Here is a 13,631-nt window from a genome sequence, read left to right on the forward strand (position 1 = left end):
CGCCGCCGCTGCCTCGGTCGGCGCGGCAGCGGGCGGCGCCGCTTCCGGGGGCGGCGCGGCGGCGCTCGGCACGGCGACCGTCGCCGGCCTTGGCGCGGCCTCGGCCTCGGCTTCGGCCAACCTCACCCAGGGCAGCGCCGGGGCGCAGGCGCTGGAGGCGCTGGGCCAGGACGCGCTGGCGCAGGCGGAACTGCTCGGCCAGATGCCGCGCAACCCGCTGGATTCCTGCGCACTGTCGGTGTTCAAGGAAATGACGCGCAGCTCCGGCTTCGCGGTGGCGCAGAGCTGGGTCCGCGACCTGACCCGAACGGCGACGGATAGCGGCGACGCGGTGGCGCTGGGCGGGGTCTTCACCCTGGTGGGCCAGATCCGCGGCGGCGTCCGCCGGCTGGAGGATTCGGTACGGACCACGGTGCTGGAGACGCTGGACCTGCCCCGCCAGGTGGAGACGCGGGACGCCTTCACCGCGGCCTCGGACCTGGACAACCTCTGCCCCGCCGGGGTGATGGGAAGGCTGGCGGAGCTGACGCTGGACCAGGGCGCCTGACGCAGCGCTGATTCCCCCCCGGGCTGCCAGGCGGCGGCGGCTCGGGCATGATGGGGGGATGAAGGTCTATCTCGCCGGTCCCGATGTCTTCCTGCCCGACGCCGCCGCCATGGCGGCGGAGAAGAAGCGACTCTGCGCCCGGCACGGGCTGGAGGGCGTCTTTCCCACCGACCCACGGCCGGACCCGGCGGCGGATGCGCAGGCCGACCTCTGGTACGCCATCTACCTGCGGAACGAGGCGCATATCCGCGCCTGCGACGCGCTGGTGGCCAACCTGACGCCCTTCCGCGGCCCCTCCGCCGATGCCGGCACGGTGTATGAGCTCGGCTTCATGCGCGCCCTCGGCCGGCCGGTGGCCGGCTACAGCAACGACGCGCTGGGCTTTTCCGACCGCACGCGCCGCTTCCTCGGCCAGGGGCTGGCCCGGCGCGGCGAGCGGGACGTGGATGCGGAGGGCTTGGCGCTGGAGGATTTCGGCCTGGCCGACAATCTGATGATCGATGGCGGCATCCGCGCCGCCGGCGGGCTGCTGGTGCGCAAACCGGTGGCGCCGGCACGCCGCTGGCAGGACCTGGAAGGCTTCGAGGCCTGCCTGAAGGCGCTGGCCGCCGGTTGAGCCCGGCCGGCGCTTCCCGGTTGACAGGCGCCGCCTGCCGCGCCGAGCCTGGGAGGGCTGGCCTGCAACCTGCCGAAAGCCGCCCATGACCCAGACCCTTCCCGGCCGCCCCACCATCAGCGGCACCCGCCACGCCATCAGCGCCGGGCATTACCTGGCGGCGGCGGCCGGATTTGCGGTGCTGGAGGCCGGCGGCAACGCCGTGGATGCGGGCTGCGCCGCGGGCCTCGCGCTCGGCGTGCTGCAGCCGGACCTGGTTTCCGTGGCCGGCGTGGCGCCGATCCTGATCCGCCTGGCGGATGGGACGGTCGAGAGCATCGCCGGCCTCGGCCACTGGCCGCGCGCCACGCCGCCCGACGTCTTCATGCGCGAGCATGGCGGCAGGATGCCCTCCGGCGTGCGGCGGATGGTGGTGCCGGCAGCGCCCGATGCCTGGATCCAGGCGCTGGCCCGGCATGGCACGATGACCTTCGGCGATATCGCCGCCGCCGCCATCCGCTTCGCGGCGGAAGGCTACGCCATGTACCCGCTGCTGCAGGAGAGCATCACGGCGCATGAGGCCGAGTATCGCCGCTGGCCGCAGAACGCCGCCATCTTTCTGCCCGGCGGCGGCATCCCGGAGATCGGCCGGCGCTTCGTGCAGGCTGATCTGGCGCGCAGCCTGGGCTACATGGTGGACCAGGAACGCGCCGCCGGCGGCGACCGCCTGGCCGGCCTCGAAGCCGCCCGCGCCGCCTTCTACAAGGGCGATCTGGCGCGGGAGGTGGTGCGCTTCGTGCAGGCCGAAGGCGGCTTCCTCTCGGCCGAGGACATGGCGCAGTTCCGCTCCCGCATCGAGCCGGTGGTGGCGCGGGACTGGCGCGGCCACACGCTGCTGACCTGCGGCCCCTGGTGCCAGGGCCCGGCCCTGGCCGAGGCGCTGCTGATCGTGGAGCGGCTGGGCCTGGATGGGCTGGCGCACAATTCGGCCGCCTATATCCACCGGATCGTGGAGGCGCTGAAGGGCGCCCTGGCGGACCGGGAGTACCATTTCGGCGACCCCGCCATGGTGGATGTGCCGCTGGAGGCGCTGCTCTCCCCCGGCCATATCGCCGCCCGCGCCGCGGCCATCGACCTCATCCGCGCCCATCCCGGCCTGCCGGAGCCGATTCTCGGCCGCGGCAACCAGCTGCCGGCGGCCACGCGGGCCGACCTGCCGAAGGTGGAGGCGGATACCAGCTACGTCGCGGTGGTGGATCGCTGGGGCAATGCCTTCTCCGCCACCCCCTCCGACGGGTCCTGGAACGTGCCCGTGGTGCCGGGCACCGGCCTGGTGATCTCCGGCCGCGGCTCGCAGAACCGGCCGGACCCGGCGCACCCGGCCGGCGTCGCGCCCGGCAAACGGCCGCGGCTGACGCCGAACCCGGCCATGGTGGTGACGAAGGACGGCGGCGTGATGCCCTTCGGCACGCCGGGCGGCGACGTGCAGATCCAGGCCATGCTGCAGGTGATGCTCAACATCCTGCATTTCGGCATGGAGGTGCAGGAGGCGATCGAGGCGCCGCGTGTCGCCAGCTATTCCTTCCCCTCCTCCTTCGCGCCCTATGAGTATTTCCCCGGCCGGCTGGCCGTCGAATCCCGCATCCCGGCGGAGACCCGCGCCGAGCTGGCGGCGATGGGGCATGAGGTGAAGGACTGGCCAGGGATGACCTGGCTGGCCGGCAGCGTGGAGGTGGTGCTGCACGATGCGGCGGCCGGCCTCAAGCGCGCCGGCGCCGATCCGCGCCGCCCGGCCTACGCCATCGCCTCATGATCCTGCCGCGTCGCGCCCTGCTGGCTGCGCCTGCCCTGGTCGCCGGGCGCGCGGCCGCGCAGGGGGCGGCCGTCGACCTGCTGCTGGTGTTGGCGGTCGATGCCTCCGGCTCCATCGACGTGGATGAATTCGCCCTGCAGCGGGACGGGCTGGCGGAGGCCATCGCGCACCCCGCCGTGCTGTCGGCCATCCGTTCCCGCCCGCTCGGCGCGATCGGGGTGGCGATGGTGGAATGGGGTTCGCCCGGCGGCGCGGCGACGGTGGTGGACTGGATGCGCGTGGCGGATGCCGAGGGCGCCCGCGCCGCCGGGGCGGCGATGCGCGATGCGCCGCGCTCCCGCCAGTCCTACAACGCCATCGGCGACGCCATCCTGCACGCCACCGCGCTGATCGCCGCGGCCCCCTGGGCGGCGGAGGCGCGCACCATCGACCTGTCCGGCGACGGGCCGGACATCCGCAGCCTGGTGCCGGCCGCGGAGGCGCGGGACCTGGCGGTGGCGCAGGGCATCGTGGTGAACGCGCTGGCGATCGAGGCCAGTTCCGCCTGGTCCGGCGGGCGGCTGGAGGCGGCCTACCGGCGCGATGTCATCGGCGGTGCGGGCGCCTTCGTGATGGTGGCGGAGGACCGGCGCGACTTCGCCCGCGCGCTGCGCGCCAAGCTGGTGCGGGAGTTGGCGCTGCACCCGGCGGCGGCAGGCGCCGCCCATGCGGCGGGCATCCCGGCGCCGGCGGCCGATTCCACGGCCCTCGCCGCCCCTTCCCAGCCGCGCGCAATTCCCCCAAGGTCGTGAACAGGACAGGGGATGCTGGATCAAACAAGGTGACCGAACCCGGCCGCGCCTTCGACGAGATGCATGAGGCGGACCAGGTCCGCCCGGCCTATGCCGGGATCGACGCCTGGCTCAAGGCGCATGGGCGGGAAGCCCTGGCGGCGAAGCGCGCGGAGGCGGAGGCGCTGTTCCGCCGCGTCGGCATCACCTTCGCCGTCTATGGCGAAGGCGGCGACCCGGAACGGCTGATCCCCTTCGACGTGATCCCGCGCATCCTGGCCCGCGCCGAATGGAACCGCCTGGCCACCGGCCTGACCCAGCGGGTGCGGGCGCTGAACATGTTCATGGCCGATGTCTATGGCAAGCAGGAGATCCTGGCCGCCGGCCTGATCCCGCGCGCCCTGGTGCTGGAGAACGAGGCCTATCGCCCGGAGATGGCCGGCTTCCGCCCGCCCGGCGGCATTTACAGCCACATCTCCGGCATCGACCTGGTGCGTACCGGGGCGGATGATTTCTACGTCCTGGAGGATAATTGCCGCACACCCTCCGGGGTCTCCTACATGCTGGAGAACCGGGAGGCGATGCTACGGCTGTTCCCGGGGCTCTGTGCCAACCATCGCCTGGCGCCGGTCGGGCATTATCCGGAAGACCTGCTGGAGACGCTGAAGGAAGCCGCGCCGCCGAACTGCCCGGGGGAGCCCAGCGTCGCCATCCTGACGCCCGGCCATTTCAACAGCGCCTATTACGAGCATTGCTTCCTGGCGGATGAGATGGGCGTGGAGGTGGTGGAGGGCGCCGACCTCTTCGTGCGCGACGACGTGGTCTACATGCGCACCACGGCCGGGCCGCGGCGCGTCGATGTGCTGTACCGGCGGATCGACGACGAATACCTCGACCCGACGGTGTTCCGCCCGGACAGCATGCTGGGCGTGCCGGGCATCTTCGCCGCCTATCGCGCCGGCAACGTCACCCTGGCCAATGCGCCGGGCGCGGGCATCGCCGACGACAAGGCGATCTACCCCTTCGTGCCGGAGATGATCCGCTTCTACCTGGGCGAAACGGCGCTGCTGCAGAACGTGCCGACCTTCCTCTGCGAGCGGGAGGAGGAACGCGCCTATGTGCTGGCCAACATGGCGGAGCTGGTGGTGAAGCTGGCGCGCGGTTCCGGCGGCTACGGCATGCTGATCGGCCCGCACAGCACGCCGGAACAGCGCGAGGAATTCGCCCGCCGCATCCTGGCCCGCCCGGCCGACTACATCGCCCAGCCGACGCTGGCGCTGTCCACCGTGCCGACCCTGGCGGGCGATTCGATCGCCCCGCGCCATGTCGACCTGCGGCCCTATGTGCTGACCGGGAAGGAGGTGCGGATCGTGCCGGGGGGGCTGACGCGCGTGGCGCTGCGGGAGGGTTCGCTGGTGGTCAATTCATCCCAGGGCGGCGGCACCAAGGACACCTGGGTGGTCGATCCCTCGCCGCCCCCGGGCCAGAGCCAGTCGCAATCCCAGCGCGGCGCCGGCCAGTCGCAGTCGCAATCCCAGTCCCAAGGCTGACGCCCGATGCTCTCCCGCACCGCGGACAGCCTGTTCTGGATGGGCCGCTACACCGAACGCGCCGGCAACCTGGCGCGCGGGATGCAGGTGGCGCTGCGCATGTCCGGCCTCGGCAGCAGCCTGGGCGGGCCGGAGGAGGGGCTGCTCAACGAATGGCACAGCCTGCTGGTCGCCGCCGGCGCCGAGCCCGGCTACCGCGAACACCATGCGGCGGTGACGGCGGAAGCGGTGATCCGCTGGCTGGCGCTGGATGCGCGCAACCCGTCCTCCATCGCCGCCTGCATCGAGGCCGCGCGCGGCAATGGCCGCGCCGTCCGCACGGCGCTGACCGTCGACATGTGGGAAGCGCTGAACGACACCTGGCGGGAGATGCGGCTGCTGGCGCCGACCGCTGCGGATGCGGACCGGCTGCCGGGATTCCTCGACTGGGTGCGGGCGCGCGCGCATCTGTTCAACGGCGCTGCGGCGGACACCATGCTGCGCGACGAAGGGTGGCTGTTCGTGCATCTCGGCGTCATGCTGGAACGCGCCGACAACACCGCGCGGCTGCTTGATTCGAAGCATGACGCGCTGGCCGGCCCGGGCAGCGAGGGGGCGGTGGCCTATGCGCAGTGGCAGGCGCTGCTGCGTTCCGTCTCCGCGCTGCGGTCCTTCCAATGGCTGTACCACACGCGGCTGCGGCCGGGGCTGGTGGCGGAGATGCTGGTGGTGCGGCCGGAACTGCCGCGCTCGCTGGTTTCCTGCCATGGGCGCGTGCTGCATGCGCTGGAAGGCATCGCCGAGGCGACGGGCGGCCGCCGCGGCGACCCGCAGCGCATCGCGGCGGAGATCCAGGACCGGCTCGCCAAGGGCCGCATGGAGGACATCCTGGCGCGCGGCCTGCACGACTGGCTGACGGCGCAGATCAACCGCAACATCGAACTCGGCCGCGCCATCCAGGCGCTCTATCTCTCCGGCTGAGAGACCGGTTGAGCACGCCGGCGGCGGAGGGGCGGCAGGCGATTTGTCGGCCCTGCAGGGCGCCGGGCGCCGCCGATGCTGGTTGCATCGGCAAGGTCGGCGACGCCGCAGGGGCGCAAAGGCGCCGCCGAACCGACCCGCCGGTATTCTCACACCCGGCGCAGGAAGGTTTCGCCTTCGTGCGCCTCAACCGCCGGGCGGTCCGCGTCCGCGGCCCTTGGCTTCGCGGCACTGGCCGCGGCGCCCGCTCGGCCCCTCGGGCCGCAGGTCGGGACTTCCTGCGCGAGGCATCAAACGGCCTCTGAGCGGCGCTGTTCCCCCGGGAACAGGGGCCGCGGTGCCGCCGCGGCATACTGGGCGCATCACGAACCCTGGTGAGGAGCAGCCCCGATGTCCAGCAACAGTGTCACCGTCACCTACAGGCGCGGCAGGAGCTACGTGCAGAACCGCTACCAGGTGAAGGGCCCGGACAAGCAGCCGCTGGTGAAGGATGGCCGGCCGGTGATGCAGACTGCGCATGGCCTGGTGGGCGAGCTGTGGGTCCACGGCCTGATGTTCGAGACGATCGAGCGCATGGACGGCTACATGCACATGAAGGGCGGCCAGACCTACCGCAACTCCACCATCTACTGGAACGGCCATTACGGTTCCTATGTGATCAACCCCTGGCTCGGCCGCAAGGCGGAGGAGAAGCAGGGCAACATCCTGATGCACCCCGCCAACCATGCCTCCCACCTCGAGGGCTGCGTCTCGGTCGGCTTCCTGAACCCGCAGGGCAGGCTGGAGGACAGCAAGTACAGTTTCGACGTGCTGTGGGACCAGTGCGGCGGCGCGGCAGGGGCGCAGCAGGGCCAGGTGGTGCTGAACCTGGTGGTGGAGGGCGACATGCCCGCGCGGTCCGCCTGCACGGCGTGGTGCTATACCGGCTGAAACGCGCATGACCATTGACCGCGGGCCCGGCGCCGGGCCTTCTTCGCGGCCATGACCTATTGCGTCGGATTGCTGCTGGAGGATGGGCTGGTGATGCTGTCGGACACCCGCACCAATGCGGGCGTCGACAACATCTCGGTCTTCGGCAAGACCTACCTGCACGAACAGGCCGGGGAGCGTGTGCTGGCCCTGCTGACGGCGGGCAACCTCGCCGTGACGCAGGCAGTCTGGAACCGGCTGCAGGAAGGCGTGCGGCTGGATGGTGTGGCGACGACGCTGGCGCAGGTGCCCAGCATGTTCCGCGCCGCCCAGCTGGTCGGCGCCGCGGTGCGGGAGGTGTTCGAGGCCGATGGGCCCGGCCTGCGCGCCCAGGGCATCGGCTTCGATGTCGCCATCCTGCTCGGCGGGCAGATCGGCGCCGCGGCGCCGCGGCTGTTCCTGGTCTATGCCGCCGGCAATTTCATCGAGGCGACGGCGGATACGCCCTTCCTGCAGGTGGGGGAGCACAAATACGGCAAGCCGATCCTGGACCGCGTGCTGAACCCCACGACGCCGCTGGCCGATGGGGTGACGCTGGCGCTGATCAGCATGGACAGCACGCTGCGATCCAACCTGACCGTCGGCCTGCCGATCGACCTGACGGTGATCCGCCGCGATGCGCTGGCCGTCGCGCTGAAGCGGCGGATCACGGAGGATGATCCCTATTTCGCCTTCCTGCGGCAGCGCTGGTCGGAAAGCCTGCGCGAGGCCTACCAGGCGCTGCCGCGGCCGGACTGGCTGGGCTGACTATTCGAGGATTTCCTCCACCTCCGGCGCATCGGCCTGGCCGTACAGGTAGAAACCCTGCTTGCGTTCCGGGGTCCAGTCCGGGTCGTCCCAGGCGATCATCTTGCCGGGGTTCAGCAGGCCGTGCGGGTCCGCCACGCGCTTGAAGTCCAGCTGCTCGGAATCGATCCGCTTCATGCCGCCTTCCTCCAGCGTGAAGGCGTGCGGGTTGAAGATCGGCGCGCCGGCATCCTCATGGATGCGGATGATCTCGCGCAGCCTTTCCTCCGTGGTGTAGCGCACCAGCTGCAGGCCGAAGCAGGACACCACGCCGCCGAGCCGGACGAACTCCAGGTGCTGCATCACCTCCTCGCCGAACAGCGCATCCATCTTCGCCACGAGGTCAAAGTGGTGCGGCGCGGGGAACAGGGTCTGCAGGTAGGTCAGGCCGCGATCCACCTTCAGGGCCTGCAGCGTGGTGTGGTTCCAGGTGAATTCGTACAGCGGCGTCTCCGCCTGCTCGGTCGGCACGGCGTACAGGCGCCGCCCACCGAAGCGGTCCAGCAGTGGCGCCAGCAGGTCCAGGAAGGGCTCCGCCACCATCACCAGCGCGGCGGCGCGGCCCGGCGGCAGCATCTGCATGAAGGGCTTGAAGTAGCGCTGCGCCACGCCGGGCGCGACCACGCCGGCCATCTTCTTGGCGATGCCGTCGCTGGCCACCAGCGCTTCCGCGAACCGCGCCGCGGCGATGGTGTCCGGGAATTCGGCCAGCACATCCACCCAGTCCCAGGCCGGGGCGAGGGGCATCTCCACCTCGGTGATGATGCCGTTGGTGCCGTAGGCGTGGTTGGCCTTGTCGATGTCGGTGCCGCGCAACTCCAGCACGCGCGGCGTGGCTTCCATGGTGATGACGCGCAGGCCCAGGATGTTGCCGGCCTCGCGCAGCTTGCCATAGGTGCAGGACCCGATGCCCGAGGACCCGCCGGCGATGAAGCCGCCGAGGCTCGCGGTGCGCCTGGTGGAGGGGTGGAAGCGCAGTTCGCCCCGCACCTCCCGCCGGGTGATCGCATCCAGCTCGATCAGCTTGATGCCGGCCTGGGCGCGCACCACGCCGGGCTTCACCCAGACCACGCGGTTCAGCCCCATCAGGTCCAGCACCACGCCGCCCTTCAGCGGCATGGCCTGGCCGTAATTGCCGGTACCGGCGCCGCGCGGCGTCAGCGGCACCTGGTGCTTCACGCAGGCGGCCATCACGGCGATGACCTCCGCCTCATCCCTCGGGCAGGCCACCGCTTCCGCCGTCACGCCGTTGAGCTGGCGCTTCAGCACGGGGGAGTACCAGAAGAAGTCGCGCGACCGCTGGCGCACCAGGGCCGGGTCGGTGATCCATTCGATGGCGGGGGTTTCCGCCATCACGGCTTGCACGGTCATGCGGCCTCCACGGGTGCGTCCAGGGGCGTGAAATCGCGCATCTTGCCGGGGTTGAGCAGGCCCAGCGGATCGACGCGCTGCTTGAAGCCGAGCTGGTCGCCCGGCACGCGGCGGTAGTTGCTGCCTTCCTCGATGGTCAGGACATGCGGGTTGGCGATGCCGATGCCCTGCGCCTCGAAGGCGGCCATGATTGCCGCGAGCCGTTCCGCATTGGTCCAGCGGATGACGGGCAGGGCGGACATGGTCAGGCGGCCGCCGAAGCGGACGCATTCGGTGTGCATCCAGACCTCCTCGCGGAAGGGAATGCGCACGGCTTCCAGGGCTTCCAGCGTGCCCTCGAAGGGGAAGCGGCATTGCAGGTAGGTGACGCCGCGATTCTTCTTCAGCACCTGCAGCGTGGTGTGGTTCCAGCAGTATTCGTAGAAGGGCGTGGCATCGCCATCGCGCTCCGCCGCCACGGTGGACTGCTCCGCGACGATGGTACCGCCATGTTCGGACGCCAGTTCGCGCAACGCCAGCAGCGCCCCGGGCGCCACCATCACCAGCGCCAGCGCATGCCCCGCCGGCACCGCATCGGCCAGGCCGCGGAAGAAGGGCGGCAATTGGCTGTCGAAGACGCCGCACATCTTCTTCGGGATGCCATCCGCGAAGGACAGCTCCAGCGCAAAGCGGCTGGCCTGGGTGAAATCCGGGAAGGCGATGGCGACGTCGCGCCAATCCTGCGCCGGCGTCAGCGGCACGCGGATGCGCGTCAGCACGCCGGTGGTGCCGTAGGTGCGGTTCACCGGATTGGCCGCAATGCCCTCCAGGTCCAGGATGCAGGGCGGGTCCGTCATCGTGGCGATCCGTGCGCCGCAAAAGTTGCCGCGCTCGCGCATCGTGCCGTGGTGGATGCCGCCCACCCCGGCGCCGCCGCCGGCGACGAAGCCGCCGATGGTCGCGGTGCGCTTGGTGGAGGGCCAGAGCTTCAGCTCCCACCCCCGCTCCCGCGCCCAGAGGTCGAGGTCGATCATCTTCGCCCCGGCCTCCACTTCCACCACCCCATCGGTGATGCCGATCGGCGCGGCCATGGCGGTCATGTCCAGCACGATGCCGCCTTCCAGCGGCACGCATTGCCCGTAATTGCCGGTGCCGCCGCCGCGTACCGTCACCGGCACGCGGGCCGTGCGGGCGGCGACAAGGATGCGCAGCACCTCCGCCTCGTCGCGCGGCCGGGCGAACAGCTCCGCCGCCTTGCCGTCCAGCTGCGCCTTCAGGATCGGGCTGTACCAGTAGAAGTCGCGCGATTTCTGCCGCAGCAGGGCGCGGTCGGTGGACAGCTCAATCCCCGAAAGCGTTGCGGCCAGCGCCGCCATGTCAGCCATGGGCGGAGGGCTCGTTGGCCAGGAAACCTTCCGCATCGAAGGCGGCAACCTGTGCCCAGAGCGTCGCCATCTTCTCCGCCGCAAAATCCAGCAGCTGCTCGCCGATCTCGGCAGTGGCCAGCGACGCATCGCCGACGGCACCGGCCGGGTTGAGGTCCTGCGCCTGCCAGGCGAGAGGCGCGCCGGCATCGGGGGCCATGTTGGGCGCGCTGTTCGCCACGCCCTGCCAGCGGCTGACGAAGTTCCTGGCGTTGTCCATGTGGACCAGGTGCGGTGTCAGGGCGAGCATCACGCTGGTCTCGTCACGGCCGGCATGGATGCCGTATCTGCCCTCCACCGGGTCGCGCAGCGCCTCCGGTTTGCCCATGCGCGCCCACATGGCGTTGATCGCCAGGATGCCGTGCTGGATGCGGATGCGTCGGGCCGCGATGTCGAGCACGGAGACATTGCCGCCATGGCTGTTGACGATCACCAGCCGCTTCACGCCGGCGCGTGCCACGCTGGCGCCGATATCCGTCACCAGGGACAGCAGCGTCTCCGGGCTGGTGGTGACGGTGCCGGGGAAGCGCAGATGCTCCACCGAACAGCCCACGCATTGCGTCGGCAGCACCAGCACCGGCAGATCGGCGGCCGCGACCTTCAGCGTGCGGGCGATGACGCCCTGGTTGATCGTGGTGTCCACGGAGACCGGCAGGTGCGGCCCGTGCTGCTCGATGCTCGCCACCGGCAGCACGGCCACGGTGTTGGCCGGCAGCGTCTTGAAGGCCGGCCAGGGCAGGTCCTGCCAGTAGCGGGTCGGAAGCGGGGCCATGGCGGGACCTTTCGTGGCGGATCGGGACATGGGGTGATATCGCGCCGGCGCGAGGGGGGCGAGGGGCCATCCGCCGTCATGCCCTGCCCATCCGCGGCGATGCCTGCCCAGGATGCGGGCAGCCTGCCGTCGAAGACAGCGAATCCGCGCCACGCGGCGCCTGGCTGCCGCCTGCCTCGGCCCCGCGCCGCTTGAACCGCCGCGGCGGCTTTCGCAGGCTGGCGGCAGCAAGGAGCACCCAGCCAATGCGCCCCACCGAGACCCCTCTGCTGCGCCGCTTCTGGTATCCCGTCATGCCGGTGGGCCATCTGGCCGAGGGTCCGAAGCCCTTCCGCCTGCTCGGCCAGGATCTGGTGATCTGGCTGGATGGCGAGGGCAGGGCGGCGGCGATGGATGACCGCTGCTGCCATCGCACCGCGAAGCTCTCCAAGGGCTTCTACACCGCCGGGCGGCTGGCCTGCGGCTACCATGGCTGGGAGTTCGCGGCGGATGGCCGCGTCATGCGGGTGCCGCAGCGCCCGGTGGACCGGCAGGGCGCCACCAACATGCGCGTGCCGTCCTACCCGGCCGAGATCCGCTACGGCCATGTCTGGGTGGCGCTGGAAGACCCGCTTTATCCGCTGCCGGATTTCGAGGAGGAGGGCCTCGGCTTCCGCCGCATCGACGAATTCTACGAGGTCTGGACCTGCGCCGGCCTGCGCCTGATGGAGAACAGCTTCGACAATGCCCATTTCGCCTTCGTGCATCGCACGAGCTTCGGCGACCAGGGGCACCCCGAGCCGGCGAGGCTGGAGATCGAGGAGCATGCGGACGGATTCATGATGATCACGGAGGTTCCGGTGCGGAATCCCGAGATCCAGAAGAAGGTCTTGAACATGGACAGCGACACCACCGTCCGCCACATGCGCGGCCGCTGGTACGCGCCCTTCCTGCGCAAGCTGCGCATCCAGTATCCGAACGGCCTCAGCCACTCCATCGTCACCTGCGCCACGCCGATCGACGATGCGTCCTCCATGGTGGTGCAGTTCGTGTTCCGCAACGACACCGAGGAACAGGCCAAGGCGGCGGATGTCATCGCCTTCGACCGCATCGTGACCGATGAGGACCGCGACATCCTGGAAAGCACCGACCCCGACGTGCCGCTGGACCAGACGGGCATCGAGATGAACATGCCCTCCGACCGCCCCGGCGTGCTGATGCGCCGGATGCTGGCCCGCATGATCGCACGGGAGCGGGAGACGGTGGCGGCCGAGTAGCTAGACCTCCGCCCGGAATCCCGGCGGCAGCCGTGCGGCGATGCGCCCGGCGGCGGCCACCAGCAGCGGCGCCAGCGCCAGCAGCGCGGCACGGTCGCGGCGGAAGGCGGGCACGGTCAGGCTGATGGCGCCCTGCGGCCGGCCCTGGCGGTCCAGGATCGGCGCCCCCAGGCTGCGCACCTCCGCCGCCTGCTCGCCATCATCCAGGGCGAAGCCCTGGGCGCGGGCGGCCACCAGATCCTGCTCCAGCGCCGCGCGGTCCACCAGCGTGCGGGGCGTGTGGCGTTCCAGCGGCACGGCATCCAGCAGCGCGGCGCGCTGCGCCGGGTCCAGGAAGGCCAGCACCGCCTTGCCGGTGCCGCTGCAATAGGCCGGGCCGCTGGCGCCGACGCGCAGCCGGAAGCTCACCGGCTCCGGGCTGTCCAGCTGCGCCAGGTAGAGCATCTCCGTCCCGCGCAGCACGGCGAGCCGCACCGTCTCCCCGGTCGCGTCGCGCAGCGCCGCCATCTCCTCCGCCGCGGCCTGCGGCAGGTCCAGCCCGAACCAGGCGCGGCTGGCGAAGTGCACCAGCCGCAGCCCCGGGCGCCAGCCGCCGCGCGGGTCCGGCCGCACCAGGCCTTCCTCCTGCAGCGCGGCCAGGATGCGGTGCAGCGTCGCCTTGGAATGACCGGTGGCGGCGGCAAGGTCCCCGAAGCGCGGCGGCTCGGCGGCCTCGGCGATCAGGGCGAGCACCTCGATGTGGCGGGCGAAGACGCTGCGGGGCGGCTCGGGGGCGGGCCGGTTGACGGGTTGGGGCGGGACCATGATGAAGTGAAACATGGTTCCGACCATCGGAACAC

Annotated in this window: 13 protein-coding genes; 9 read left to right on the forward strand and 4 right to left on the reverse strand. The window is 71.2% G+C overall.

Features of this window, described 5'->3' with window-relative positions:
* The 8 genes from HEQ75_RS06815 to HEQ75_RS06850 form a co-directional block, all read left to right on the forward strand.
* Positions 1–547: hypothetical protein (locus tag HEQ75_RS06815; protein WP_209318390.1), on the forward strand; the 547-nt coding region annotated here is incomplete at its 5' end.
* A 58-nt stretch (positions 548–605) separates the two neighbouring features.
* On the forward strand, positions 606–1,163 hold the full coding sequence (locus HEQ75_RS06820; protein WP_168028585.1) for a nucleoside 2-deoxyribosyltransferase: 558 nt from the start codon (positions 606–608) through the stop codon (positions 1,161–1,163).
* An 85-nt stretch (positions 1,164–1,248) separates the two neighbouring features.
* Positions 1,249–2,955, forward strand: a complete 1,707-nt coding sequence (locus HEQ75_RS06825; protein ID WP_168028587.1) for a gamma-glutamyltransferase family protein — start codon at positions 1,249–1,251, stop codon at positions 2,953–2,955.
* A complete protein-coding gene (locus HEQ75_RS06830) occupies positions 2,952–3,746 on the forward strand; it encodes a DUF1194 domain-containing protein (protein WP_168028589.1) in 795 nt (264 codons plus the stop codon). Before HEQ75_RS06825 ends, HEQ75_RS06830 begins: the two co-directional genes overlap by 4 nt.
* A 29-nt stretch (positions 3,747–3,775) precedes the next feature.
* The gene (locus HEQ75_RS06835; RefSeq protein ID WP_456237384.1) at positions 3,776–5,275 is read left to right on the forward strand and encodes a circularly permuted type 2 ATP-grasp protein; all 1,500 of its coding nucleotides are present in this window, start codon (positions 3,776–3,778) and stop codon (positions 5,273–5,275) included.
* Positions 5,276–5,281: 6 nt separating this feature from the next.
* The gene (locus HEQ75_RS06840) at positions 5,282–6,235 is read left to right on the forward strand and encodes an alpha-E domain-containing protein (RefSeq protein WP_168028591.1); all 954 of its coding nucleotides are present in this window, start codon (positions 5,282–5,284) and stop codon (positions 6,233–6,235) included.
* A gap of 390 nt (positions 6,236–6,625) precedes the next feature.
* Positions 6,626–7,165: a hypothetical protein gene (locus HEQ75_RS06845; RefSeq protein ID WP_168028593.1), complete on the forward strand. Its 540-nt coding sequence runs from the start codon at positions 6,626–6,628 to the stop codon at positions 7,163–7,165.
* Positions 7,166–7,216: 51 nt separating this feature from the next.
* The gene (locus tag HEQ75_RS06850) at positions 7,217–7,951 is read left to right on the forward strand and encodes a proteasome-type protease (RefSeq protein ID WP_168028595.1); all 735 of its coding nucleotides are present in this window, start codon (positions 7,217–7,219) and stop codon (positions 7,949–7,951) included.
* On the opposite strand, the gene HEQ75_RS06855 is transcribed toward HEQ75_RS06850, so the two are convergent.
* Genes HEQ75_RS06855 through HEQ75_RS06865 form a run of 3 tightly spaced genes read right to left on the reverse strand, consistent with a single transcriptional unit; the run spans position 7,952 to position 11,536 of the window.
* Positions 7,952–9,361, reverse strand: a complete 1,410-nt coding sequence (locus HEQ75_RS06855) for an FAD-binding oxidoreductase (protein ID WP_168028597.1) — start codon at positions 9,359–9,361, stop codon at positions 7,952–7,954.
* A complete protein-coding gene (locus HEQ75_RS06860; RefSeq protein ID WP_168028599.1) occupies positions 9,358–10,725 on the reverse strand; it encodes an FAD-binding oxidoreductase in 1,368 nt (455 codons plus the stop codon). The genes HEQ75_RS06855 and HEQ75_RS06860 overlap by 4 nt, the downstream gene beginning before the upstream one ends.
* Positions 10,718–11,536 (reverse strand): creatininase family protein, encoded by an 819-nt coding sequence (locus HEQ75_RS06865; RefSeq protein ID WP_168028601.1) that lies wholly within the window; start codon positions 11,534–11,536, stop codon positions 10,718–10,720. Before HEQ75_RS06865 ends, HEQ75_RS06860 begins: the two co-directional genes overlap by 8 nt.
* A 245-nt stretch (positions 11,537–11,781) precedes the next feature.
* Here HEQ75_RS06865 and HEQ75_RS06870 point away from each other — a divergent pair, with 245 nt between their 5' ends.
* Positions 11,782–12,792, forward strand: coding sequence for an aromatic ring-hydroxylating dioxygenase subunit alpha (locus HEQ75_RS06870; RefSeq protein WP_168028603.1), 1,011 nt, complete (start codon positions 11,782–11,784; stop codon positions 12,790–12,792).
* On the opposite strand, the gene HEQ75_RS06875 is transcribed toward HEQ75_RS06870, so the two are convergent.
* Positions 12,793–13,623 (reverse strand): IclR family transcriptional regulator, encoded by an 831-nt coding sequence (locus tag HEQ75_RS06875; RefSeq protein WP_168028605.1) that lies wholly within the window; start codon positions 13,621–13,623, stop codon positions 12,793–12,795.
* Between the last annotated feature and the right edge of the window lie 8 nt (positions 13,624–13,631).

The organism is Falsiroseomonas selenitidurans (assembly GCF_012103215.1).
Lineage (GTDB): Bacteria > Pseudomonadota > Alphaproteobacteria > Acetobacterales > Acetobacteraceae > Falsiroseomonas > Falsiroseomonas selenitidurans.